Source organism: Streptosporangium sp. NPDC002721, assembly GCF_042888905.1.
In the GTDB taxonomy this organism is placed as follows: Bacteria; Actinomycetota; Actinomycetes; order Streptosporangiales; family Streptosporangiaceae; genus Streptosporangium.
Genome location: NZ_JBIAQI010000044.1, coordinates 12,958 through 36,754 on the forward strand (window position 1 = coordinate 12,958; position 23,797 = coordinate 36,754).

General features: G+C 71.2%; 20 protein-coding genes. 7 read left to right on the top strand and 13 right to left on the bottom strand.

Features of this window, described 5'->3' with window-relative positions:
* The first annotated feature begins 86 nt into the window (after nt 1-86).
* On the top strand, nt 87-965 hold the full coding sequence (locus ACFYWM_RS40795) for an alpha/beta fold hydrolase (RefSeq protein ID WP_389925968.1): 879 nt from the start codon (nt 87-89) through the stop codon (nt 963-965).
* A gap of 125 nt (nt 966-1,090) precedes the next feature.
* On the opposite strand, the gene ACFYWM_RS40800 is transcribed toward ACFYWM_RS40795, so the two are convergent.
* The 4 genes from ACFYWM_RS40800 to ACFYWM_RS40815 all read right to left on the bottom strand — a co-directional run bounded on the left by ACFYWM_RS40800 (nt 1,091) and on the right by ACFYWM_RS40815 (nt 4,208).
* Nucleotides 1,091-1,663, bottom strand: a complete 573-nt coding sequence (locus ACFYWM_RS40800) for an O-methyltransferase (RefSeq protein ID WP_389925971.1) — start codon at nt 1,661-1,663, stop codon at nt 1,091-1,093.
* 164 nt (nt 1,664-1,827) lie between these two features.
* Nucleotides 1,828-2,127 carry a hypothetical protein gene (locus ACFYWM_RS40805; RefSeq protein ID WP_389925974.1) on the bottom strand — a complete coding sequence of 100 codons (300 nt, stop codon included), beginning with the start codon at nt 2,125-2,127 and terminating at the stop codon, nt 1,828-1,830.
* Nucleotides 2,128-2,159: 32 nt separating this feature from the next.
* Nucleotides 2,160-2,954 carry an MOSC domain-containing protein gene (locus ACFYWM_RS40810; RefSeq protein WP_389925976.1) on the bottom strand — a complete coding sequence of 265 codons (795 nt, stop codon included), beginning with the start codon at nt 2,952-2,954 and terminating at the stop codon, nt 2,160-2,162.
* Nucleotides 2,955-3,137: 183 nt separating this feature from the next.
* Entirely contained in the window at nt 3,138-4,208 is a 1,071-nt protein-coding gene (locus ACFYWM_RS40815; RefSeq protein ID WP_389925979.1) for a DUF418 domain-containing protein, read from the bottom strand.
* Nucleotides 4,209-4,319: 111 nt separating this feature from the next.
* Here ACFYWM_RS40815 and ACFYWM_RS40820 point away from each other — a divergent pair, with 111 nt between their 5' ends.
* The 3 genes from ACFYWM_RS40820 to ACFYWM_RS40830 all read left to right on the top strand — a co-directional run bounded on the left by ACFYWM_RS40820 (nt 4,320) and on the right by ACFYWM_RS40830 (nt 7,947).
* Complete coding sequence (locus tag ACFYWM_RS40820; protein ID WP_389925982.1) at nt 4,320-5,645, top strand: sensor histidine kinase; 1,326 nt, start codon at nt 4,320-4,322, stop codon at nt 5,643-5,645.
* Nucleotides 5,646-5,673: 28 nt separating this feature from the next.
* The gene (locus tag ACFYWM_RS40825; protein WP_389925985.1) at nt 5,674-6,321 is read left to right on the top strand and encodes a response regulator; all 648 of its coding nucleotides are present in this window, start codon (nt 5,674-5,676) and stop codon (nt 6,319-6,321) included.
* Between the two features lie 96 nt (nt 6,322-6,417).
* Nucleotides 6,418-7,947, top strand: a complete 1,530-nt coding sequence (locus ACFYWM_RS40830) for a serine/threonine-protein kinase (RefSeq protein ID WP_389925988.1) — start codon at nt 6,418-6,420, stop codon at nt 7,945-7,947.
* A gap of 369 nt (nt 7,948-8,316) precedes the next feature.
* Here ACFYWM_RS40830 and ACFYWM_RS40835 read toward each other — a convergent pair whose 3' ends face one another.
* Nucleotides 8,317-8,526, bottom strand: coding sequence for a DUF397 domain-containing protein (locus tag ACFYWM_RS40835; protein WP_389925991.1), 210 nt, complete (start codon nt 8,524-8,526; stop codon nt 8,317-8,319).
* A complete protein-coding gene (locus ACFYWM_RS40840) occupies nt 8,517-9,404 on the bottom strand; it encodes a helix-turn-helix transcriptional regulator (protein WP_389925994.1) in 888 nt (295 codons plus the stop codon). Before ACFYWM_RS40840 ends, ACFYWM_RS40835 begins: the two co-directional genes overlap by 10 nt.
* Before the next feature lie 135 nt (nt 9,405-9,539).
* Between ACFYWM_RS40840 and ACFYWM_RS40845 the strand changes: the two genes are divergently transcribed.
* Nucleotides 9,540-9,995, top strand: coding sequence for an ATP-binding protein (locus tag ACFYWM_RS40845; RefSeq protein ID WP_389925997.1), 456 nt, complete (start codon nt 9,540-9,542; stop codon nt 9,993-9,995).
* 90 nt (nt 9,996-10,085) lie between these two features.
* Here the strand turns inward: ACFYWM_RS40845 and ACFYWM_RS40850 are convergent, their stop codons facing one another.
* A complete protein-coding gene (locus ACFYWM_RS40850; RefSeq protein WP_389925999.1) occupies nt 10,086-10,433 on the bottom strand; it encodes a VOC family protein in 348 nt (115 codons plus the stop codon).
* Nucleotides 10,434-10,755: 322 nt separating this feature from the next.
* Between ACFYWM_RS40850 and ACFYWM_RS40855 the strand changes: the two genes are divergently transcribed.
* Nucleotides 10,756-11,715 (top strand): DNA-3-methyladenine glycosylase family protein, encoded by a 960-nt coding sequence (locus tag ACFYWM_RS40855; RefSeq protein WP_389926002.1) that lies wholly within the window; start codon nt 10,756-10,758, stop codon nt 11,713-11,715.
* Between the two features lie 66 nt (nt 11,716-11,781).
* On the opposite strand, the gene ACFYWM_RS40860 is transcribed toward ACFYWM_RS40855, so the two are convergent.
* Nucleotides 11,782-12,945, bottom strand: coding sequence for a cytochrome P450 (locus tag ACFYWM_RS40860; RefSeq protein WP_389926004.1), 1,164 nt, complete (start codon nt 12,943-12,945; stop codon nt 11,782-11,784).
* A 133-nt stretch (nt 12,946-13,078) separates the two neighbouring features.
* Nucleotides 13,079-13,864, bottom strand: coding sequence for a hypothetical protein (locus ACFYWM_RS40865; RefSeq protein WP_389926006.1), 786 nt, complete (start codon nt 13,862-13,864; stop codon nt 13,079-13,081).
* A 336-nt stretch (nt 13,865-14,200) separates the two neighbouring features.
* Here ACFYWM_RS40865 and ACFYWM_RS40870 point away from each other — a divergent pair, with 336 nt between their 5' ends.
* On the top strand, nt 14,201-14,914 hold the full coding sequence (locus tag ACFYWM_RS40870) for a cation transporter (protein WP_389926008.1): 714 nt from the start codon (nt 14,201-14,203) through the stop codon (nt 14,912-14,914).
* A 156-nt stretch (nt 14,915-15,070) separates the two neighbouring features.
* Here the strand turns inward: ACFYWM_RS40870 and ACFYWM_RS40875 are convergent, their stop codons facing one another.
* The 4 genes from ACFYWM_RS40875 to ACFYWM_RS40890 form a co-directional block, all read right to left on the bottom strand.
* Nucleotides 15,071-18,244 (bottom strand): ATP-binding protein, encoded by a 3,174-nt coding sequence (locus ACFYWM_RS40875; protein WP_389926011.1) that lies wholly within the window; start codon nt 18,242-18,244, stop codon nt 15,071-15,073.
* Nucleotides 18,245-18,246: 2 nt separating this feature from the next.
* Nucleotides 18,247-18,873, bottom strand: coding sequence for a hypothetical protein (locus tag ACFYWM_RS40880; RefSeq protein ID WP_389926013.1), 627 nt, complete (start codon nt 18,871-18,873; stop codon nt 18,247-18,249).
* Nucleotides 18,873-19,940, bottom strand: a complete 1,068-nt coding sequence (locus ACFYWM_RS40885) for an endonuclease domain-containing protein (protein WP_389926015.1) — start codon at nt 19,938-19,940, stop codon at nt 18,873-18,875. The genes ACFYWM_RS40880 and ACFYWM_RS40885 overlap by 1 nt, the downstream gene beginning before the upstream one ends.
* 436 nt (nt 19,941-20,376) lie before the next feature.
* Nucleotides 20,377-23,487, bottom strand: a complete 3,111-nt coding sequence (locus ACFYWM_RS40890; protein WP_389926018.1) for a chromosome partitioning protein ParA — start codon at nt 23,485-23,487, stop codon at nt 20,377-20,379.
* Nucleotides 23,488-23,797: the final 310 nt, after the last annotated feature.

Genomic DNA, 23,797 nt, shown 5'->3' on the forward strand with positions numbered 1-23,797 from the left:
TTTGGCCACGGTAGCGCGCTGACCGGATGCTCATTCACGCCCGGCAGGCTGGAGACATCCAACCACCTGCGGAAAAGAGCGCGACCATGGCACCTGTCATCACCGGATTCGACTACCGGCGCGTCCCCGTCGCCGACGGCGTGTCCCTGAACGTGGCCGTCGCGGGGACCGGCAGCCCGATCGTGCTGCTGCACGGCTTCCCCCAGACCCACCTGATGTGGCGGCACGTCGCCGCCGACCTGGCGGCCGACCACACCGTGATCTGCCCCGACCTGCGCGGCTACGGCGCCAGCGACAAACCCGCCGAGACCGACGACGCCACCTACTCCAAGCGCACCATGGCCGCCGACATCGTCGCCCTGGCCCGCGCGCTGGGACACGAGCGCTTCGCGCTGGCCGGGCACGACCGCGGCGCCCTGGTCGCCATCCGGGCCGGTCTTGACCACCCCGGGACGATCACCCACCTGGCCGGCCTCGACGTGCTGCCCACGCTGGACATGTGGGAGGTGATGCACGGCACCACCGCCGCCGTCGGCTTCCACCTCTATCTGATGGCCCAGCCTCCCGGCCTGCCCGAGAAGATGATCGCCGCCAGCTCCGACGCCTTCTTCGGGTACTTCCTGGACATCTGGACCAATGATCCGCGGGCGATCCCCGCCGACGTCCGCGCCGCCTACCTGGACGCCTCCCGCGCGGCCGTCCCCTCGATCGTGGCCGACTACCGCGCGTCCGCCGGTGTCGACGTCGCCCACGACCGGGCCGACCGCGACGCCGGCAACCGGCTGCGGATGCCGGTCACCGTACTCCAGCAGGACTGGGGCGCCGCCCTCGGCTTCGACGCGGCGGCGCTGTGGAGCGCCTGGGCGCCCGACCTGCGGCACATCCCCGTCACCTTCGGCCACTTCATGGCGGAAGAGGCCCCCGCCGAGGTCGCCAAGGCCCTGCGGGACCTGCTCTCGCGCTGAAAGGACCAATTCCGGCCACTCGTCGTCCGGTACGTCGAAAGCCCCCCGCGCACCGATGAGCGCGAACGGATCCACCGGGGCACCGCCGACGTCACCTCGATCGGGATCCGGCTACGTGGCCCGGTTCAGTGATCCGCGGTGCCGGACGTTCCGGTGGGACGACGAGTGGCCACGAGCGCGGCCAGATCCGGTGCGAGCCGGAGTTCCGCCGCGTCCAGTCCGGGGTGGGCGAGCCAGTGCATCCGCGCCCGGTCGACAGCGCCGCCGAATCGCGGCGGCCAGTGCAGGGCCGGGGTCAGGTCGTCGACGACCAGCGTGCCTCCCGGCCTGAGCAGCCTGTGCGGATCGGCCGGCTCCTCGCCGCTCTTGCCCTGACCCCCTCCGTCGAGCACGAGCAGGTCGTACGGCCCGTCCCGGTGGATCTCCCGCCAGTCACCACAGATCACCGAGACCTGCGGATGATCGAGGAAGACCCGGGCCGCCAGGGAGGCTCGATGCGCGTCCTGTTCGACGCTGACCAGGCGGGTCTCCGGCCGGGCGCCCGAGGCCAGCCACGCCAGGCCCACCCCGCACCCGGTGCCGGTCTCCCCGATCACCTCGGCGCCGGCCGCCAGGGCGTACAGCAGCCGTCCCTGCTCAGGACGGCAGGAGGGGGCGAAGCCCGCCTGCCGGGCCGCCTGGAGCGCACGTCTGACCAACGGGGGTAATCCCGTGAGACCGGCGTACGCCGCCGTACCTCCGACCGACATCGCTCCAGGCTAAGGCGATCGACGGCATGGATCCACAGAGTGGCCCCCGGTCTCCGCCGGCCCGATGTGCCTTCACGGGCTCGTTGACGACAGGCCGGTCGAAAGGAGGTCCGTCACGTCGGCTCGGGCGGGGGCGGTTCGGTCACCGGCTCGGGCGGTGTCTCGATGACGGGTTCGGGCGGTGCTTCCACCTGAACCGAAGCCACCGGTTCGGGAGAGGGGGAGACGGCCGGGGTGTCGGGCAGGGCGATGAGGATGAGGGTCAGGAGACCGAGGAGCACCAGGCCGACCCCGACGCCTCCGGCCACCACGGCCTTCCTGCCGCGGGATCTTCGGTAGTGACCGGCTACCGCGATCAGTCTGCCGTCACGCAACCTGCGCACGTAAGGTCTGACCCAGTGTTCTTCGCCCACTCCCGGACGGTACACAGCCGCCGTGGCGGCGGCTAGCCCGGCCGGACCTCGTCGCCGACTCTCAGCTCGCCGAGGGTCCTGGGCACCAGACGGACGCCGAACCAGGTGTTCCCGTCCCAGCGGCGGTGTTTGGACAGGGTTCTCATGGGTTCCTTGCCGCCGTCCTGGGTGGCCGGGTCCCAGGTGGTGACGGCGCAGCGGTCGCACAACGTCGAGACGCGGAAGTCGACCTCGCCGATGCGGACCGACGTCCAGGCGTCCTCCGCGAAGGGCTCCGCGCCGTCGATGACGGCATTGGGCCGGAAGCGGGCGAGTTCGAGGGGGTCCGGGGGGTGCTCCTGGCGTTCCAGGGCACCTTCGGCGATCCAGTCGTCCAGGCGCCGGAGCGAGCTCCTGGAGACGAGCAGAAGGGGGCCGTCCCAGAGGCCGCCCTGCTTCTCGGTGACGGTCCGGCGTCCGGGGTCGTCCACCCAGACGAGGCGGGCGGGCTTGCCGAGCAGGCGGGTGAACCATTCGTGGGCGTCGGCGTGGGCGAGCACGGCTCGGTCGAGGTTGGAGAAACCCAGCGCGAGCATGTCGCCGGTGGCCGGGGGGACCTTGAGCTCGCCCATGCCCCTCGCCGACAGGCGGAGGCCGCCTTCGGGTGTCTCCGCGGCCGAGACCGAGAGGAGCCGGGGGTGTTCGCCCACCCAGATCAGGTCTCCCAGCGGGTCCACCACGGCCCAGCGGCGGTCGCCTTCCAGCCCCCAGGGGAGGACTCGGGCGGACGAGCAGGGGAGGCCTTTGACGGACTTGATGGGGTAGGTATGGATCTCCGCTAGTTCCATGGGAAGAGAATAGGAAAAAGCGCTCTTCTGGGATATGGGAGCGTGTCCACGGGAGCGTCCGGAGCGAGGTGCCGGGCCCCTCCGGGGTGTGCGTTTCGCGTGCTCCTCGACGTTTCGCGTGCTCCTCGACGAGGCGGCGGGGGCCGTTCGTCGAAAGCCATGTCGCGGTTTCCGGTGAAACACTCATCGCCGGGTTCTCGCCGGGCCCCAGGTGGCCTGGCGCCAGAGCCATTCCAGCGGGCCCTGGCGGTGGCGGCGCAGCCAGAGCGTGGACACCAGCCACTGGGGGACGAGAACGGCTCCGGCGATCAGGAGCACCGTCGCCGACGACCAGCCGTCCGGCGGGCTGCCGACGAGGCGGGCGGCCAGCAGGACGAGGAGCGTGGCCGACAGGTAGTTGGTCAGCGCCATCCGGCCCAGTGGCGCGAAGACCCCCCGCAGCACCGGCCGGAGCGGCGTTCTGAGCAGGAGCAGCAGGACGCACACGTAGACGCCCGCCATCAGCAACCCGGCGAGACCGAACCAGGTGTTGAAGTACGGCTCGCCGGCCTCCGTCCCGACCTGCAGCCACACGGCGGGCACCGCCCCCGCCGCGAAGAGCAGGCCCAGCACGGCCGGGACGCGGACGGAGTGCTCCATCCGGCCGACCACGCCGTACCGGGTCAGCGCCGAGCCCAGCAGGAACAGTCCGGGCACCAGCGGAACGCCGTTGCTGTCGAGGACGAGCGGCGTCACGACGAGGACGGCGGCGAGGACCGCGACGGCCCGGCGCGGCAGCCAGGTCGAGGGCAGCAGCACCACCAGGCCGACGACGGCGTAGATGGTGAGGATGTCCCCCCGCCACAGCAAGAACATGTGGGCCAGGCCCACCGCGAGCAGGACCAGCAGGCGGCGCAGCAGGAGCACCCGCGGCCTGGGGACGCGTCCCGTGGCGGAGTCCAGCAGCAGCGAGAACCCGACGCCGAACAGCAGGGAGAAGATCGGGAAGAAGCGCTGGTCGACGAAGAGCCCCAGCCCCAGCCAGGAGTCGTCCTGCCCCGCCACCCCCACCACGGCCTGGTCGACCTGTGCGGTGTGGAGCATGTGGGCGATCGGCTTCACGTTGGCGAGCAGGATCCCGCACAGGGCGAACCCGCGCAGCACGTCGAGCGCGGCGACCCGCGGCCGGCCGGAGGAGGTCGTCGCGAGCCGCCCGGGTCCCGTGGCTTCCGGTCCCGTGGTTTCCGGTGTCGGGGGGAGCGTTTCATGTGGCATGGGACCTCATCCTGCGGACTCCGATCCGCCCCGGCATCGGCGGAAAGCAGGGAGAGGACAGTACTTTCGGCCGGTACGGGCCGGTGGGGTGCCTCATCTAGCCTGGACGTCGTGCGTGTTCCCGATCGGTCCAGCCGGCCCGGGGCGACGGGCGGTATCGGTCTCGGCGCCGTGTTCGGGTCCGGGGCGGCGACCGGCGTCGGTCTCGGCGCCGTGTTCGCGGTGGCCGTGGCCTTCCAGGCGTACCAGGTCGCCACCAGCTGGGGCGCCGGATACTGGCCGTTCGGCGCGACGGTCGCCGTCTCGGTGTGCGCGCTCGCCCTGGCGCGCCGCCGCTCCCCGTTGTGGACCGCCGTCGCGGGCCTGGCCGTGGCCGCGCTCGCCGTCCTCGCCACCCGCCTCGCCCACCTGCCCGCCGAACCCAGCCCCGCCGCGTCCCTGGGGCTGGCGGTGCTCGCGGGTTCCGCGGTCAGGAGGCTGCCCGTCCGCAGCGCCTGCGCGGTGGCCGCCGCAGGGCCGGCCGTGGTGGCGGGCGGCTTCCTCGCCGCCCCCGGCTCGGCCGTGCCGGTGCTGAGCGGCCTGCTCTGGCTCGCCGCCCTGGCGCTCGGGGGCGGCCACCGGCTGCTCGCCGCCCGTCACCGCGCGGTCGCTGAGCGGGTACGGCGTGACGAACGCCTTGAGCTGGCCAGGGAGCTGCACGACGTCGTCGCCCACCACGTCACCAGCATCGTGCTCCAGGCCCAGGCCGCCCGGCTCGTCACCGCCAGGCACCCGGAGAGGACGGCCGGGTCCCTCGCCGACATCGAGGCCGCGGGGTCGGAGGCCCTCGCGGCCACCCGCCACGTGGTCGGCCTGCTGCGCGACACCGCTCCCGCCGCCGAGGGCCGCGAACGGCTCGACGAGCTGACCGGGGGCCGTGAACGGCTCGGTGAGCCGATCCAGGACCGCGAACGGTTCGACGAACTGGCTAAGGGCCGCGAACGGCTCGACGCACTGACCGGGGGCCGCGAACGGCTCGGTGAGCCGATCCAGGACCGTGAACGGCTCGGCGAGCTGGTCGAGGGCTTCGGGAGCCAGGGCCGCCGGGCGCACCTGCGGCTGGACGCCGAGCCGACCGGCTGGCCGCCCCAGGTGAGCAGCACCGTGTACCGGATCGTGCGGGAGGCGCTGACCAACGTCTCCCGGCACGCCCCGCACGCCCGTACGGTCACCGTCGGCATCACCCAGCACGAGAGGACCGTCACGGTCGAGGTCGAGGACGACGCCCCGCAGGTGCCTGCCCGCCGCTACCGCCGCGCCGGTTACGGTCTCGCCGGATACGGTCTCATCGGAATGCGTGAACGCGTCGAAGCCCTCGGCGGCACCCTGACCGCCGGACCCCGCCCCGGCTCCGGCTGGTCCGTCCGCGCGACCGTCCCCACCGGCGAACGTCGATGACACCGCCCGTGCCCGCCGGGAAGCGACGATGACCATCCGGGTGCTGCTGGCCGACGACCAGGCGATGATCCGGGCCAGCCTGCGGATCATCCTTGAGGACCAGCCCGACATCGTCGTGGTCGCCGAGGCGGGCGACGGCGTGGAGGCGATCGAGCAGGCCCGCAGGACGAGCCCGGACGTGTGCCTGGTGGACATCCAGATGCCCCGTCTCGACGGGATCGAGGTCGCCCGCGCCCTGGCCGGAACCCCGCCCAGGGTGGTCATGGTCACCACCTTCGACCTGGACGAGTACGTCCACGGCGCGCTGCGCTGCGGTGCGGCGGGATTCGTGCTGAAGGACGCCGGTCCCACCCTGCTGGTCGAGGCCGTGCGGGCCGCGTACACCGGGGACGCGCTCATCTCGCCGTCCATCACGCTGCGGTTGCTGCGCCACCTCGCCGACCGCGGGGCCGGGACCGGGGCCCGCGCGCCCGCCCAGCCCCTGACCGCGCGGGAGACCGAGATCGTCCAGGCGATCGGCAGGGGACGCACCAACCAGGAGATCGCCGACGAGCTGTTCATCTCGCTGAGCACGATCAAGGGGTACGTCTCGGGCATCATGGCCAAGCTCGGCGTACGCAACCGGGTCGAGATCGCGGCCTGGGCCTGGGAGAGCCGCATGATGGGCGCGGGATGACGGCGGGCGGCGCTGAGGGACGATCCGATAACCGGTAGGTGTCAGATGCGGTGATACCGGCGACATGCAGGATCAATCATCGGGTAGGCATGCCCCATGTCTTCTTCGCGGCACGACGGGTGGCTGCTGGCCGGGCGGTACCGCTTGGTGGCAGGGCTGGGCAGGGGCGGCACGGCGACGGTGTGGCGCGCCCGTGACGACCTCCTCCATCGTGAGGTGGCCGTCAAGGAGGTCGCGATCCCTGACCACCTGGCCGGGCCGGAGCGCGAGGTCCTGCTGGAGCGCACCATGCGGGAGGCGCGCCTCGCCGCGCGGCTGAACCATCCCAACATCGCCGCGGTGTACGACGTGGTGCGGGCCGACGGCCGCCTGTGGATCGTGATGCAGCTCGTACGCTCACGCGACCTCGCCGAGGTGATCGCGAAGGAGGGGCCGCTGCCCGCGCCCGCCGTCGCGCGCGTCGGGCTGGAGGTGCTGTCGGCGCTGGAGGCCGCCCACGCGGCCGGGGTCATGCACCGCGACGTGAAACCCGCCAACATCCTGCTCACCGACGACGGGCACGCGATCCTGACCGACTTCGGGCTGGCCACCGCCGTCGACGAGGACGTGTCACTCACCAGGACCGGAATGGTGGTGGGCACGCCCGCCTACATCGCCCCCGAGCGCGCCGGCGGCGTCGCCTCCAGCGCGGAGAGCGACCTGTGGTCCTTCGGGGCCACCCTGTACGCCGCCGCGGAGGGCCGCTCCGCGTTCGGGCGCGGGACCGCGCTGGCCACCCTCGCCGCCGTGCTGACGGCCGACCCCGAACCGTTCCGGCACGCCGGGCCCCTGGCGCCCGTGATCGCCGGCCTGCTCGACAAGGACCCCGCCCGCCGCACCGGCGCCGTCCGCGCCCGGAGACAGCTGGAGGAGGTGGCCACGCTGTGGGAACGGGGCGCCGACAGCACCGTGGCACCCTTCCCCGCCGCTCGCGCCGACAGCACTGTGGAGCCCTTTCCCGCCGCCCGCGTCGCGCCTTCGGCCGCCGATCGGAGTCCCACCGGTCCCGCCGGTCCCACCGGGGCCGATCGCCGTTCCACGGACCACCATCTTCATGCGGAAACCGGCCGTCATCTCATGGACCACCCTCATGCGGTCGGCGGTCGTCGCCCCACGGATCAACGCCTTCCCGAAGACGCCGACCGCCGTCCCACGGGGGAGGCCGGGCGCGCCTCGGCACGCCGGTTGATCACCGGGCGCCGGCGCCTGTCGACCGGTGTCGCGGTCCTGGCCACCGGTGTTCTCGCCCTCGCCACCGTCGTCACCGTCACCGCCGAACGGGGAGGTGGCGAGTCCGGCCGGTCGGAGCGGGGCGGTCCCTCCGCCGTCGCCCCCGTCACGACGCCGCAGCCCACCCGTACCCCCGGGACGCGACAGGTGATCGACGAGCGACGCTCCACCGCCACGCCTCACCATGATGAACGAGCCGACGCCGCCCCCAGGGCGGCGACCAGCCCCACCGGGACGAGTACGTCCGGAACCGCCGCGAAGCAGGCCAACCCCAACTCCAACAAGGACAAGACCAAGGACAAGGGCCCCAAGACGACGCAGCGCGGGAACGGAAAGGGAAACAGCAAGAATCATTGACCGCGCCCGCTCAGGCGTGCCACTTCGCGGGGACTGGGAGTGCCGATCCTGGTGGGGGTGCCCGTACTTACGGTGAGCGCGCTTGTCTGCCACTTGACGTTCCGCGAGCGCGACGAGCCCGGATGACGGCGGCCTGTTATCCGCCGACATCGTCTTCACGCGCAACGGCAACGGCCGACGGTCCGTCAGCTGAGATCTCGCGCGCGACATCGGCGAAGTGCGTGAATTCTCCCCTGTCGGCGTTCATCGGCGCTGAACCCATGGGATCACGTCAGCGAGGTGGGCGATCAGTTCACGGCCGGGTCCCACACCGGTGGGGTGGGACCCGGCCTTGACGACACGGCCTGGTCAGTCGACGGCTCGGAAGGGTCAGCCGAAGGTGCCGTTCTTGACGCCGTCGATGAAGGTGGTCCATTCGGTGGCGGTGAAGACGAGGGCGGGGCCGGTGGTGTCCTTGCTGTCGCGGACGGCGCGGCGTCCGCCGGAGAGTCCGGCGACCTCGACGCAGTTGCCGCCGTTGTTCCCCGATCGGGTGGACTTGGTCCACGTCGCCTCTGCGAGTTCCCGGTTCAGGTCCATTTTCTGGTCGTCTCCTTGATCAGCTTCAACGACTCGCGCTGGGACAGCGCCTCGGCGCGGATCGCGTCGTACCGTAATGCTAGGACGGCGACCTCGTCGGGGCGATCGGTTACCTGGCCCGCACCGGCCGACTCGATGTAGGCCGCGTTGACCACGCCCCTGCGCGCGTGCGCGACGACGAAGCCTCCGGTGAGGCCGGTCGTCGCGCGAGCGTCGAGGGGAAGGATCTGGATCACTATGTCGGGGCGCTCGCCCATCTTGGCGAGGTGGGCGAGCTGTGCCGCCATCACGTCGTCCGTGCCGACGGGACGGAGCAGAACGCCCTCGTCGAGGACCACCCAGAGCATGGGGCGGTTCGCCCGGTCGAGGATGGCCTGGCGGTCCATCCGGGCCGTCACGTATTCCTCCAGCTGCTCCGGGGTGATGCGGGGCTTGCTCCGCAGGATCGCCTCGGCGTAGTCGCGGGTCTGGAGCAGGCCGGGAACGATGAGCGGCTCCCAGCTTCGCAGGGTCTCGGCCTCGCGCTCGATCTCGATCCAGGGCCGGAACCAGTCGGGCAGCTGACTGCCCACGTGGCTGACGAGATCCCACAGGTTCGTCAGGGCGCCGTCGAGTTTCAGGACCTTGTCGATCTTCTCGGTCATCTCCCGGGGAGCCTTCCGGTGGGCGAGCTCGACCATGCTCACCAGGCTGACCGACCACCCGATGCGATCGGCCAGTTCCTTTTGAGTGAGCCCTGACTCTTTGCGACGTCTGCGGAATTCTGCGGCGAAATATTCCTTTGGGGAGACGGTGGAACCAATGCCCGGGAGGATGGTCATTTCTGTCCTTTCGCAAAGGCGCGCCCCGCTTCGATGAATACACAACCAGCTCCACATATCCGTGTAGTGACCGTGCGTTCGGAGTCACTACCGACAGTAGTGGTTGTTTGAGATTCTTGGAATACCCGATAGGTGGTTGTCGGGCCCGGATCAATGAGGCGAGAAAGCCCGGAGGGCGAAAGGGCGTTCACCATGCAAACGGCCAGAAAGCTGGGGGAGATCTTCCTGCGAAGAGAACCTGAATCAGTTTCACGTGCACGCGCGATGGTGCGCGAGCTCCTCGGTCCCGATCACCCCGCCTATGAGCAGGTGCGGCTGGCCGTCTCCGAGCTCACCACGAACGCCGTCGAGCACTCCACCCCCGGCCCGGCGGGGGACCTGGTCATGGTCGTGCTGAAGGTGACCGACGACCTCATATACGTGGAGGTCACCGACCCGGGTTCCGCGTCCGGCGGGCCGTGCCTGAGGGATGACCCACCCCTGGACGCGGAGGACGGCCGAGGTCTGTTCATCGTCGACGAACTCTCGGCGGGAAAATGGGGTGTCCGCGACTTCGGGGCCGGTGGCCGTACGGTGTGGTGCGCCATTCCGGCCGACCCCACGGTTTCTGTGGAGGAGGCCGTGATTCTCGCCGCGCGGCCGCAATAGCGGCACCGCGGCCTGCGATACGCGCTAAAAATTAGAAGAAATCCGATTCCATACTCCACAAGCACGCTGTGTACACCCTGCGCGTTTCCGCTACTCGTCCAGATAGAGGCAGAACGGGTGCCCGGCCGGGTCGAGCATGACCCGGACATTGTCCTGCGGCTGGTAGGCGGCGACCGTCGCGCCCGTCTCGACCGCGCGGGCGACCGCCTCGTGAAGGTCGCCGACCTCCAGGTCGAGGTGCATCATCATCTGCTGCGAGCCGTCGGCGTTCGGCCAGACCGGTCGTACATAGCCCTTCGACGTCTGGAAACCCAGGTAGGTGACCCCGTCGTCCGGTGCGACTATGGCCCAGCCGGGCTCGTCCGTAGTGATCTTCCAGTCGAGGAGGCGCGCGTAGAAGCGCGCGAGCTCCTGCGCGTCGGGTGCGTCGAGCACCATGCCCCAGTGATGAGATTTCGTTCGTCCGAGCATGGCTGCGTCCTGCCCGGAAAGACGCCCGGATCACGCGGGCCCGCCCTAGCCGGGGTGTGCGGGCAGGACGGCCGGCGCTGTCGTGGACACTGCGGGTATGCATGACGAGAACTCCCGGTCACGGGACCGGGCCACCCGGATGGGGTCCGGCCGTGAGGATCACCCCCGGTCAGGGACTCGCGCGGCCCGGGAGAGGTCCGGTCGCGGGGATCGCGCGGACCAGGTGGGATCCGGCTGTGAGGATCGCGCGGACCGGGTGGGATCCGGTTACGGGGATCACGCGGACCGGGTGGGATCCGGCTGTGAGGATTACGGCTTTCCCGTACCGGCACTGTCCCGCGAACGGCCGGGGGCCGCTCACCGGACGGAGTCGCTGCGGCTGCCGTTCCGGGCTCCGCTGTGCCCCGGCAACCTGTTCGGGCATCTCGCCGCGACCGCCGTGCCCGGGGTGGAGGAGTGGCGCGACGGCGCGTACCGCCGCACGATGCGCCTGCCGTACGGCCACGGCGTCGTCACCCTGTGGCCGATGCCCGACCACGTCGGCTGCCGTCTGGCACTCAGTGACCACCGTGACCTCCCGACCGCGATCGGCCGGTGCCGGAACCTGCTCGACCTCGACGCCGACCCCCTCGCCGTCGGGGACGTGCTCCGCGCGGACCCGGTGCTCGCGCCGCTGGTGGACGAGCACCCCGGCCGCCGGGTGCCCCGTACCGTCGACGGGTTCGAGCTGGCCGTACGCGCGGTGCTCGGGCAGCAGGTGTCCACCGCGGCCGCCCGCACCCACGCCGCCCGGCTGGTCGTCGCCCACGGCGAGCCGATCACGGATCCCGACGGGGGGCTCACCTATCTCTTCCCCACCCCCGGGGCGCTGGCCTCGCTGGATCCCGCGAGTCTCGCCCTTCCCCGGACGCGCCGCGCGACGCTCACCGGCCTGGTCGCCGCCCTGGCGTCCGGTGAGATCGACCTCGGCGCCGGAGGCGACCGGAGCCGGGCCCGCGCGCGGCTCTCGGCGCTTCCCGGGATCGGGCCCTGGACCGTCGAGACCATCGCGATGCGCGCCCTCGGTGACCCGGACGCCTTCCTGCCCACCGACCTCGGGATCCGCGTCGCCGCCCGCAGGCTCGGCCTCCCCGTCACCCCCGCGGCGCTCACCCGCCGTGCCGACGCCTGGCGTCCCTGGCGCGCGTACGCCGTCCAGTATCTCTGGGCCTCCGGCGACCACCCCGTCAACCGGATCCCCGAAGCCTGACACACGAGCTGGTGACCGGAGGTCCCGCGGGCGCCGGTGGAGACCGGCGCCCGCGGGACCGTGGACTCACCAGGCGACGGGGAACGCCGACAGGCCGTACACGACGTTGAACGAGCGGAACTCCGGCTCGCCCGCCTCGCGTAGTCCCGGGAAGCGTTCGAACAGGGCGGAGAACGCGATGCGCATCTCCATCCGGGCCAGCGGCGCCCCGATGCAGTGGTGCGCGCCGTAGCCGAACGCGACGTGGGGCAGGTCGCGCCGTTCGATGTCGAACCGGTCCAGGTCCTCGGCGAGCGCCGGGTCGCGGTTGGCGGCCGGGAGCGAGACCACCACGATGTCGCCCTTCGCGATCGGCACCCCGGAGATCTCCGTGTCGGCCGTGGCCACCTTGGTGGCGCCCTGGTGGACGATCGTCAGCCAGCGCAGCAGCTCCTCGACCATGCCGTCGACCTTGGCCGGGTCCTTGCGGAACAGGTCGAGCTGCTCGGGGTGGCGCAGCAACGCCAGCGTGCCCAGGCCGATCATGTTGGCCGTCGTCTCGTGCCCGGCCACCAGCAGCAACCCGCCGATGCCGACCAGCTCGTCGGTCGTCAGGTCGTCGCCGTGCTCGCGGACCAGCATGCCGATCAGGTCCTCGCCCGGCTCGACCCGTGCCCGCCCGACCAGCTCGGTCATGTAGGCGCTCAATCCCATCTGCGCCTTCCCGCGTTCCTGGGCCGGGCGGTTGAAGTCGAGGAGCGCGGCGCTGGTGGCCTGGAAGTCGTCCCGGTCCTCATAGGGCACCCCGAGCAGTTCGCAGATGACCAGCGACGGGATCGGGGTGGCGAACCGGGAGACGAGATCGGCCGGGGCGCCGGTACGTTCCATCGCGTCCAGATGGTCGGCGACGATCTCGCGGACCCGGGGTTCCAGGCGGCGGATACGGCGCATCGTGAACTCGGGGGTCAGCATGCGGCGCAACCGGGTGTGGTCGGGCGGGTCCATCATGAGCAGCGCGCCCGCGCGGAGACGCCTGGCCTGCTCCTCGCTCATGGGCGGCAGGTTGATGCCGCTGGCGTAGCTGAACAGCTCGGCGTTCCTGAGCACGTGGCGCACGTCGTCGTAGCGGGTGACCAGCCAGGCCTCCGGGCCGTAGGGCGTGGGAACGCGCTGCAGACCGGGCTGCTCGCGGACGGCGGCCAGCTCGGGATCGGGCTCGAACTCCTGGCGGCGCATATGAAGGGGCAACATGTCGTCTCCTGAGGGAATCGTTTACCCCCACAAGATCTCGTCAATGGAACGAGCGTGCAATCCCGGCCGGCCCGTCGATCCGGCCGGCCGTCCTCGTTGCGGGGGGCACGCGTGCCGTCGCCGGCCCCGGCCGTCAGGCGACGCGTGCGGAGGACGCCTTCCAGGTGTTGCAGGAACCGGGGTCCCCGCTTCTGAAGCCGCGGTCGAGCCAGTGGACGATGTTCCCGCCCTTGCCGAAGTGGCGCCTCGTCTTGGAGTTGTGGTCGCCGTTCGCCTTCACGAGTTCCAGCAGCGCGGGCCAGCCCTCGCTTCCCTCGCCCGCGGTCTCCCAGACGCTCCCCAGGAAGACTCCCCCCAGGCAGCGCGCCTGAAGTGACCAGCGTCGTTCCTTCTCGAAGCGCTCGGCCTGGTTCCTGGACGGCAACGCCTCGAAACCGCGCTCCATGCCGTTGACGTGCTGCAGATGGGTGCCGTAGATCCCGGCGACATGCTGGAAGTGGTAGATCTCACGTGTCCGCAGGTAGTACTTGTCGTTCACCAGGATCGCCGCCGTCTTCGTCGCGGGGCAGTAACGGGCGATGAGGTCCTTGCTCCAGCTCTTGCCGCAGAACCGCGCCGGCTTGGTGAGGACGACGAGCCTGGCGGGCGCGAAGGGCAGCCTCGCCCTCTTGGCGTGGGCCGACCACGAGGTGTTCAGGCAACGCCACAGCGCGGCCAGCGTGCGCTTCGCGGCCGCGGTGCTCTCGATGCTGAGCGCGCCGCCAGGGCATTTCGAGGGCTTGATCTCTCCGCCGCGGTAGAGGCCGTTGTCGGTCAGGACGGGTACGCCCCGGACAGGGTAGGTGAGAGCGTCGGCCCTGCCGGAGACGAGAAGGACGCTGAGCAGGGCCAGGGTCACCGCTATGGGGGGTTTGAACACAAAGGCACGTTAGAGCAGAACGCGACCAAGGACGAAGTCCGGGGCATCGCACCGATCGCCGCGAGCCCGGCCGACCCCGTTTCGCGCGGGCGCACTCATGGGATCAGAGGGCTTCGGAGTCCGTACGGTACCCATCCCGGAAGCTTCCGGCTTTGAATACAGGGTTTCCTGAATTCAGTAGTCGCTGTACTGTCGAGGAATGCTGACTCTCGTTCCCGACGCCGGAGCACCGGCGCGGTCCGGCAGGGCGTCGGCCGGCGTGCGCGCCGGACGACACCTGCCCGCCGCCACGACGGTCGTGATCCGTCCCAGCGCGACCGGGAAGGGACGTCGCCGATGACCTCCGTCTCCCTGGGACCCACTCCGGCGCGGCGCGACGCCCTGGCCCGGCGCGTACGGCTGCTGGTGGCCGCCACGATCACCTACAACGTCGTCGAGGCCGGGATCGCCATCACCGCCGGGACGCTGGCCTCCTCCGCCGCCCTCCTCGGCTTCGGGCTGGACTCGGTCATCGAGGTGTCCTCCGCCGCGGCGGTCGCCTGGCAGTTCTCCGCCCGCGAGCACGCCGTACGCGAGGCGCGGGAGAGGACCGCCCTGCGGATCATCGCGCTGTCCTTCTTCGCGCTGGCCGCCTTCGTCGCCTTCGAGTCGGTACGGGCTCTGGCCGGTGCGGGGGAGGCGCGTCCTTCCGTGCCGGGCATCGTCCTGGCCGCCGTGTCGCTGGCGGTCATGCCGTTCCTGTCGGCCGCCCAGCGGCGGGCGGGCCGTGAACTCGGCTCGGCGTCGGCGGTCGCCGACTCCAGGCAGACCCTGCTGTGCACCTATCTCTCCGCCGTCCTGCTGGCCGGCCTGGTCCTGAACGCCGTCGCGGGGTGGACGTGGGCCGACCCGGTCGCCGCCCTGGTCATCGCCGCCGTGGCGGTCAAGGAGGGACGGGACGCCTGGCGCGGAGACGCCTGTTGCGCGGTGCCGGTCGCGGCCGTTCCGGCACACAAGGCCCGGAACGCCGACGCGTGCGGGTGCGCTCCCGGCCGCGCCTGCCACGACTGACCCCCGAACGGGTCGGCTTTGATCGTCTTGATGACACATGGAGCCGCAACAGGCGACGGAGGTCTCGCGGGTGGGAGAGATCGTGCGGCCGGCGCCCATCGGTTCACCGGCGCGCACGATCCTCCCCGCGAGTGATCACGCCACGGGCCCGCGAGGTCATCGGCTCGCTCGGGTGATGACCTCCTCGGTCGTCAGCGGCGCCCTGGGGTGATGGGTCAGACACAGAGGTGTGCGCACCTTCTCGAACCCCGCGCCCTCGAGTGCGACGTAGAACTGACCGCTGCGAAGCGAACCGATGTCGTCGGCACTGCCGCCCTTGACGCGGGCCATCGCCTTGGCCGCCTCGATCTGCACGTCCGCGTTGAGCAGGCCGTAGAACTGGGTGGCGGCGTTGCCCGGGATCCGGTTGTGCAGGCCCTTGGGCGCCTGGGTCGCGAACACCAGCCCGAGCCCGTACTTCCTGGCCTGGGAGGCCAGCGCGAGCGTGCTCCGCGTGCACGCGGTCATGCCGCCCGAGGGGGCGAAGGTCTGCGCTTCGTCCATGACGAGGAGACCGCCGAGGGGCAGGTCACCGGCGGGGTTCTTCTTGATCCAGGCGAACAGCGCCATCTGCAGCTGGTTCACGAAGGACTGCCGCTCGGAGTCACTCTGCAGCCCTACGAAACTGATGACCGAGACCCGGGCCCGCTTCCCCTCGGCCGGGGTGAGGAGTCGCCCCGGATCGACCGGCTCACCTTCCCCGCCGAACAGCGGATCGGTCACGGCGGCGGCCCGGAGCACCTGGGCGAGCCCATCCGCGATCTTCGCCGCTCCGCTGATCTGACTGACATCCTCGGGGAAGTCCGCGAGCAGGTCGATCAGCCCGTGGAGGCCGCCACCTCTGTGTCTCCCGAAATGGACGACCGCCTCCGTGAGGACCGCCCGGGCGACCTGGGCCCTACCGGTGTTGCCTTCCGCCTTCGCCCGCGGGACGAGCGCCGCGATGGCGGCCTGGACGGCCTCGTTGAACTCGTCGACGTCGTCCCGGACGCCGGAGAAGTCGGGCAACGGCTGGAAGGCCAGTGGACGGCCCTTCTCCCGGCGCGGTGTCCAGACCACGACATCGGTGTCCGCGATGTAACGAGCCGCCAGACCCCCGTCGCCGGGGCCCCAGGCGGAAGGCTCCTCCGGCCAGGCGTCACCGAGACGGGCGAGGTCGTTGTTCGGGTCGAGCACGATCGAGGAGACGCCCTGAAGAGCGCACTCCTCGACGATTCGCCTGATCAGAACGGTCTTTCCCGAGCCGGATCCCGCGAAGATCGCAACGTGCCTGCGGAGCGTCTCCAACTCGACGGAGACCGGAAGCCCGCGGTCGTGGGAGCGCCCCACGGTCAGCGACGGTACTCCGACCGGCCCGCTTTCCGGAGAGCGGACCGGTTCCGGGGAGTGGTTCGAGGCGCCGGCCTTACGGGTCGGCAGGGGCTTCGCCCGCGCGGGCGGCCCCTCAGGGTCTTTTGGGGCTTGGGGCACCTTCGGGGCGGTCGGATCCGCCCAGTCACCCAGGGCGTCCTTGAGGAGCTTGAGGTTGGCGGTGGGTTTCCTGCCGGCGATCCACTCGTCGAAGTGCGGGAGGTTCTCCGCGAAGAGATCCCGCAGGGCGCACAGCACCCTGAGATCCTCCTCGTCGGCCGTGATCACCCGGCCGCCCCTGGCGCGGAGGGCGGCGACCGACTCCTGGGTGACCGGCCCGGAGTTCCACGGGATGTTCCGAATGATGATCAACCGGCGCTTGGGGCTCTCCTCCGCGAGACCGGCCTTGAGCACCGCCTTGCGAAGCCGGGTCAGCGCCGCGAGATGATGCGTGGCGGCGATGCCGCGGAACGCCCAGTGGATCTCGTCCTCGGTCGCCTCGTTCAGGACCTGCTTGAGACCCGCGTGAAGAGAGGTCTTCTGGCCCATCGACGGATCGACCCGGTAGCGGGCGGACGTCCCGCGTCGCTCCACGATCCAGGCCCGCAGGCCCGCCGAGATCAGGCCGGGAAGAACCGCGTCCTCCAGCTCGGCATCGAGCGCTCCGCTGACGTCGGCCGAGTCCGCCAGGAGCGCGAACTTGGTGTCGATCCCCCGAAGCACTTCTTCGAGACCGGTCTTCGCGGTGCGATCGACCACGTTCGAGGGCGCGCCGAGGCTGTCCAGCTCGGTGATCTCGCCCTGTATCAGACACGCCCTGATGTGGTCGGACAGACGTTTCAGGACCTCGCGCGGAGTGTAGAAGGGAGCCTGGGCGAAGGCCTCCGGCCTGATCGGCCACGTCGGATAGGGCCGGTCGAAACCGATGTCCTTGAAGTGCTCCGCGAGTCGCATGGTGACGAGCTCCGCCCCCACCGCGGGGGTCGGAACGCGCCGGAGGAACGCGGCCTTCTGGAAGCGGTCCTTGAAGCTCCTGACGGCCAGATTCTCCATGAGCGTCCACGTCTCCGGCAGGCAGGAGAGAACCGTCAGGGTCCGGCTGGTCATCTCACGAAGGTTGGTCAGCCCGTGGGCGAACTGGAGGACCGCCGAGGTCGCCGCGGGGTCGGGGCCGCCCTCGACGTAGAGGCTGCTCTGCGCGATGAACGTGTCGAGCTGGTCGAAGGCCACGACACTCGGGCCGGTCAGCGCCAGCAGCCGCGAGATGTCACGGACGATCTCCTGCGGAGACTTGCGGACCTGCCGGAAGCCCCAGCTCGACCGGTCGCTCTCGCCGTCCGCGATCGAGCAGATGTAGGAATCGCCGATGGCCACCAGAGCGTTGTGGCCGGCCCCCAGGAGCACCAGGGCCCGGGCGACGTCCTGTGTCTCTTTGCCGACCTTGCGATCGATGTCGTGCAGGGCCTCGATGAACAGGTCGAGATCCTCGCGGGCGACCGTCTGGTTACCGATGATCGCCTGCCGAGTTTTTCGCGGGAGTTGCATCCGGCCCGTCAGATTGCGAAGGAACCGTTTGAGCTGGGTCTCCTCGTCCGTGCCCACCCGGGCCAGCCCGTCCTGGACGGACACGACCGCGCTCTCCCAGAAGTTGCGGGCGTCGAGGACGCTCATGAGGAAGAAGTAGCCGTCGCGCTGGATGACCTGCTCACGCAGCCAGCTCATCAGGTGCGTCTTCCCGCTTCCGGCGCCGCCCTCAAGGACCACCCCGATCGGGCTGGTCGAGGGAGAGTCGGTGGCGGCGTCCAGCCCCGAGCGAAGAGCGTAGGAGGCCGCCGGGTGCATCTCGGGCACGTGGAACGGAACCGGCCGCCAGACGTCCTCACTGGCGTTGACGGTCGAGAAGGACTTCAGGCTCTCCAGTGCGTACCATTCGGTAACCATCGTCACGCTCCGACGCGGAACTGATGGTTGGGTGTGCTGCCGATGACGATCGCGGCGGCGTGGTCCTCGGGTCGCAGGTCCCCCAAGATCGCGACGGGCTCGATGTCCACCCGTCCCTCCACCATCATGGCGCGCAGGACGTCGTCCTGGAGGTCCCGGTCGATGTCCGTCAGGAGGGCTCGCAGCCTGGTCATCGCGGCCCACCGGCCGGCGCCGGGCGTGATCTTCGCGTACGCCTCGCGAATCCGGTCTTCCACCTCCTCCGGCGACACCGGCGTCACCGGCGCCCGAACGGGTTCCTCGACGGCCGGGGTCGCCGCTCCGGGCGTCGTGAGGGACCGCAGGTACAGCAGGGCCAGTGTCTTGCCCGAGCGGGAGGTCACCGGGACTCCCGCGCGTACTTCCTCGATCGCGCGCTCTTCACCTGCCGGTGTGATCGTGTACCACAGAGCTCGACGGGCCCTGGTCTCCAATTCGATCAGCTTGGCGTCGACGAGACCCGCGCGGTTCTTGGCGTCGAGGTCCAGGCCCCACTCCTCTTTCAATTCCTTGTGGGCCAACGCGGTTTTGAGCTCCCTCAGCACGAGCAGAACCGCGACCTGCCGATACGTGAGTCTTCCTTCGGACATCAGCCTGCTCCTTCGTTCATTCCGAGGCGTCGGCCCCGGAGGAATTCCTCGAGGTGGCGCAGAACCGCCCCCAGATCGTTCATCACCTGCTGGTTGGTGAATCGCAGCACCGTGAACCCGTCACGTTCCAGGTGCCGGTCGCGAATCCGGTCACGTTCCATTTGGGCGAGCGTCTCGTGTTCCGGTCCGTCGAGTTCCACGACGCACTTCTCCGGAGCCCACATCAGATCCGTGCGAATCATCACGAACAACGGGTCTGTTGACTGGTACGTCTGATTCCACGTCCGGCCATGAGCCCACGCGCATTCCGCCAGGGCCGCCTCCATCGCCCGCTCGACCACGCTCCCCGCGTGCGGGCTTCCGGCGATCGGTGGCACTCCCGCCGTCGCGGTGGGCGGTGGTGCGGTCATCTCTCCGGCCAGTCTCCTGACCGCCGCGGGCACCTCCAGGTGCAGGGTCTCGACGCGGCGCAGCTCGGGGCCGACGAGCCAGATCCCCATGCCGCTCCGGTGCGCCAGCCACTCACATCCGGCGACCAGGAGTGTCTCCCCGTGGGAGGTCAGTTGCTCCGGCACGTGGACGACCAGCGCCGCCGATTCGCGGCCGAACGTGGAGGCGATGACCCGGGCCAGACCGGCCGCCCGAGACTCCGCGGGGAACGATCGTCCTTCGGGGACGCGCTGTCCGGGAACCGGCGGGCTGTTGTGCCGGATGGCCCGGGCGGCGAGATCGGCCAGGAACGGTCCGGAATGACGGGTGCCCGATGCCAGGCGCGTCGCGAGAATCCTCGCCGCCGCCACTCCGCCGCCGCCGGGGCCGGAGAGCCTCTCCCCTCCGGGCAACCAGGCCGGGAAAAGCTCGATGGCCAGTGTTTCCAGCTCGCGGAGGACGGATTCCACCAACTCCGAGACCGAACCGTCTTCGGTCGCCGTGTAAGTGACAATGGCGGGGCCGGTCTCCGATAAGGGGTTCAGCAACAATTCCACTACATTGGCGTCAATGTTGTAATCGACTCCGGCAAGGCGGAGCACCCTTCCGACCGGGAGATCGCCCCATGACAACGCCACACCGGCTCCCTCTGGGCGCTCCTCTGGAAACGTGACTTCGCGCAGGATATAGGGCGTGCGAGTTGAGGCGTGGGGAATTTAAAGATATCTCCCGTTCTGAAGTTACAGAACCGCCCGAACGTTCATCCTGGGCGTCCTTCGCGTCGCCGTTTATGTCATGGGGCGTCGCCACGATCTCCGGCCGGGCGGCGGGTGGGGGCACAGGTCGATTCAGCCGGGCACGCCGAGAGACCCGCCGGCATCGGTGAGACGCGCGGCCGCCGGAGCCTGACCGGTGCGGGCGAGGCGCGTCCCTCCGCACCGGGCTCCCTCCAGGACGCGAAACTCACGACGCGCGGCATCGCGAACCCTCTTCCGTGACGACGGAAGGACCCGGAGGTCACCCTGGACCGGTGAGCGCCGCCCGAACGCGTTCGGCGCTCACCCGCCGATCGGCCTACCGGCTCACCGCGGAGGCCAGGGCGCGCACCCGCTCGGCGTGCAGGTCGTGGCCGATGACGACCGGCGGCTCGTTGTACGGCATGGCGTCGGAGGAGCGGCGCAGCTTGACGTACTGCCCGCAGGCGTCGACGGCGTAGGGCTCCATGTCGTCCTGGAGCGCGCCGATCACCGTGATCCCGTACGTCTCGCCGATGCGGCGGAACAGCGCCACGGCCTCCCTGCGGTGCTCCTTGCCGAGGTTGCGGCCCAGCTCGTCGAGGACGAGGCACAGGTGCCCGCCGCCCGAGGACGCGATCGCCGCCGCGCAGACCAGCTTCACCGCCTTCTCGTCCATCAGTGCGGTGTTGGCCCGCCGGTTGTACGGCACGAAGCCCTGCCCCTCGCCCCGGCGCCACTTGGGCGTCACCCGCCACGCCCAGCGCTGCTCGGGGTCGGCGGGCGCGGGCGGGACGGGGAACTCCAGCGTCGCGCCGTAACCGCCGTAGGAGGTGTCGAGCTTGTCGAACTCCTCGGCCACCCGGGTGAGCCGCGCCCTGATCGCGGCGGTCAGCGCGGCCCGGTGCACGGCGGTGGACTGGGCGGCCTCCTCCGCGCCCCTGGCGGCGGCCGTCAGGTCGCGCTGCCGGGTGACGATCTGCGTCTCGATCTGGCGGCGCCGGTGCCGCTCGTACTCCTCCTGGCCGCGCAGGTAGGACGCGAGCGCCGAGCACACGCCGGGGAACGTCGCCTGCTCGCGGGCGGTGCGCCCGGCGCCGGGCGCGGCCCGTTCCCTGACCAGGAAGCGCAACTCCTCGGGCATCTCCTCGTCCTCGCCGGGGAAGGTGTCGCGCAGAGCCTCGTCCAGGCGGCGCTCCGCGGCCCGCCACCACTCCTCGGACGTCAGCGGGCGCTCCTGCTCGTCCAGGGCGCCCAGCCACTCGCGGGCCCCGTCGACTGTGCCGCCCCAGTCGCCGGCGAGCGCGTCCAGCCCGAGCGCGTCACGGTCGGCGGTGATCCTCGCCGCCTGCTCCGAGGCCTGGTCGCGGTCGGACTCGTGCCGGGCCCTGCGGCCCTCCAGCCGCTCGATCTCCATGTTCCTCGTACGGGCCCGGAAGTCCAGGCCGCTCGCCCGGCGCTCGGCCTCGTCCACCTTCGGCCCGATCCCGGCCAGCGCCTCGGACAGCCCGGTGAGCGCGCCCCGCCGCTCGGCCAGCCGCCGCTCGATGTCGGCCAGCTGCACGGACGCCTTCGCCCCCTCAAGCCTCCTGCCCGCCTCGGCCACGGCGTCCTCGGCGGCCCGTACGACCGCCGCCGCGCTCTCCTGCGTGTCGCGTGCCCGGTGCAGGCGCTGCTCGGCCGCCTTGATGCGGGCCTCCCTGCCGGTGACCGCGACCTCGAACGATCCCACGACGGTGACACCCGCCGCGCTGACCAGCACCGATCCGGGCAGCCCGTCCAGTGCCCGCGCGGCGGCCTCCAGGTCGGCCGCGTCGACGATCACCGCGTGCTCGTGCGGCCAGCCGCGGGCTCCCAGCGGGTCGCCTCGATGCGGCGCGGCCTCGTCGTCACGCGCCTGCTCGGCGACGTCGATCGCGTCGAGCAGGCCGGTCGCCCCGACACCCGCCCCGGCGAGCGCGTCGAGCTGGGCGGCCGCCGGGCCGCCCTCGGCGTCGTCCAGCGCGGCCTTCGCCCCCTCGGCCTCCCGGTCGGCCACGCCCAGCGCCTTCAGCGCCTCGTTCAGCCGCGTCCTGGCCTCGGCCAGCTCGGCACCCGCCGTCGCCACGTCGCGCCCGTCGGCCAGGCGGCGCTGCTCCTCAAGGCCCGGGATCCAGCCGCGCAGCTCGTCGACCGAGTTCTCCGCCACCGCCCGGTCGGCGTCCAGCTTCGCCGCGCGCGCCTGCAGGGTGGTCAGCTCCCTGCGGGCCTCGGCCAGCCCGCGCTCCAGGGTGTCGTCCTTGAGCGTGGCGATCTCGGCCCTGACCTCGGCGATCGCCTCCTTGGCACGGTCGCCCGCCGCGCGGACCCGCTCCAGCTCGGCCGCGAGCGCCTCGTCCCGCTGCCCGGCGTCGGTCAGCCTGCGCGCCAGCCGCCCCCGCCAGCAGCGCAGCGCGTCGGCCAGCCGGACACGGGCCCGGTCGCGCCTGTCGAAGGTCTCCAGGAGCGTACGGGACTCGCCCTCGAACTCCCGGAGCAGCTCCATGGCCCGTGTCGCCCGCACCCGCCGGGCGTGCTCGTCGCGGCGGGCCTCCCGCTCCTGGTCGAGCTCGGCGTCCAGGCCGGTCAGCGCGGCGATCGCCTCGAAGACCCGTTCGGGGGAGATCTCGTTGAGCGGCTGGGAGAGCAGGTTGGTGGCGACCTTGCTCCGTACCGAGGTCGACAGGAACGACACGCACCTGACGCGGTCGCCGTACAGGAACCTGGTCAGGTCGCGCGCCACCACGTCGCGGCGCCCCGCCGAGCGGGGCAGCGCCGCCCACAGCTCGTCGGCCCGCGCCACCCGCTCCGCCTCCGAGGCCGCCGCCGCCAGGTGCACCCCCGGGGTCCACCGGATCTCCAGGTGCGGGGCCTCCTGGTTGACCCGCAACCACACGGTCACGGCGTCGTTCAGGGAAGTGTGGCCGAGGTCGCCGGTGTCCGGGGAGCCGGTGTCCGGAGAGCCACCGTTCACGGGGTCACCGTTCACGGGGTCACCGTTCACGGGGTCGCCGCTCGCGGGACCGGTGCGGACGGGGCCGGTGCGCACGGAGTCGGTATGTACGGAGTCGGTGTGCACGGAGGCGGCCGGTGCGAAGACGCCGACGATGTAGCCGTGGTCGGCGCTGGCCCACGTCCGGCCGCCCCCGCCCGCCGCGAGCTCGGCGTTGAACAGCAGCTCGGCGACGGATTTGGCGCCCGAGGCGAAACGCCACTGCTCGTCCCCGAGCAGCGCGGTGATCATCGCGATGAACGACGACTTGCCCGCGCCGTTGGAGTCCTTCGGGCCCGCGCCCGCGACCACGATCAGCGTGCCCGGCACGGTCGGCACCGGGTGGGTCGAGAGCCGGGAGATGTTGACCGGCTGCACGGCGACCAGCACCCGGTCGCCCACCACGTTCTCGCTCGGGGCGGTGGCGCGGATCGTCTCCACGGGGACCAGGGTCGCCTGCGTCCCGCCCGGGTTCCCGGCGGTCTCCGATGCCGTGGTGCCCCCGCTCCGGGCGCCCTTCGCCCGGACGTTCCCGGTGCGACCGGCTCCGCCGGCCTCGGCCCGAGAAGCCTTCCCGACCCCGACCCCGGCCTCAGCCCTGTCCTTTGCCCCGGCCCCGGCATCGGCCTCAGTCCTGGCCCCGGTACCGGCTTCAGCTCCGGCCATGGCCTCAGCCCCGGTCCCAGGCTTTGCCCCGGCCCCGGCATCGGCTTCAGCCCCGGCTCTGGCCCCGGCCTCGGCCATGGCCTTT

Excerpts from the sequence above, each read along its gene's own strand:
- ACFYWM_RS40795 (WP_389925968.1), top strand. The coding sequence starts at position 87 with ATGGCACCTGTCATCACCGGATTCGACTACCGGCGCGTCCCCGTCGCC.
- ACFYWM_RS40810 (WP_389925976.1), bottom strand. The coding sequence starts at position 2,954 with ATGGAACTAGCGGAGATCCATACCTACCCCATCAAGTCCGTCAAAGGC.
- ACFYWM_RS40815 (WP_389925979.1), bottom strand. The coding sequence starts at position 4,208 with ATGCCACATGAAACGCTCCCCCCGACACCGGAAACCACGGGACCGGAA.
- ACFYWM_RS40825 (WP_389925985.1), top strand. The coding sequence starts at position 5,674 with ATGACCATCCGGGTGCTGCTGGCCGACGACCAGGCGATGATCCGGGCC.
- ACFYWM_RS40830 (WP_389925988.1), top strand. The coding sequence starts at position 6,418 with ATGTCTTCTTCGCGGCACGACGGGTGGCTGCTGGCCGGGCGGTACCGC.
- ACFYWM_RS40835 (WP_389925991.1), bottom strand. The coding sequence starts at position 8,526 with ATGGACCTGAACCGGGAACTCGCAGAGGCGACGTGGACCAAGTCCACC.
- ACFYWM_RS40840 (WP_389925994.1), bottom strand. The coding sequence starts at position 9,404 with ATGTGGAGCTGGTTGTGTATTCATCGAAGCGGGGCGCGCCTTTGCGAA.
- ACFYWM_RS40845 (WP_389925997.1), top strand. The coding sequence starts at position 9,540 with ATGCAAACGGCCAGAAAGCTGGGGGAGATCTTCCTGCGAAGAGAACCT.
- ACFYWM_RS40850 (WP_389925999.1), bottom strand. The coding sequence starts at position 10,433 with ATGGTGCTCGACGCACCCGACGCGCAGGAGCTCGCGCGCTTCTACGCG.
- ACFYWM_RS40860 (WP_389926004.1), bottom strand. The coding sequence starts at position 12,945 with ATGTTGCCCCTTCATATGCGCCGCCAGGAGTTCGAGCCCGATCCCGAG.
- ACFYWM_RS40870 (WP_389926008.1), top strand. The coding sequence starts at position 14,201 with ATGACCTCCGTCTCCCTGGGACCCACTCCGGCGCGGCGCGACGCCCTG.
- ACFYWM_RS40875 (WP_389926011.1), bottom strand. The coding sequence starts at position 18,244 with ATGGTTACCGAATGGTACGCACTGGAGAGCCTGAAGTCCTTCTCGACC.
- ACFYWM_RS40880 (WP_389926013.1), bottom strand. The coding sequence starts at position 18,873 with ATGTCCGAAGGAAGACTCACGTATCGGCAGGTCGCGGTTCTGCTCGTG.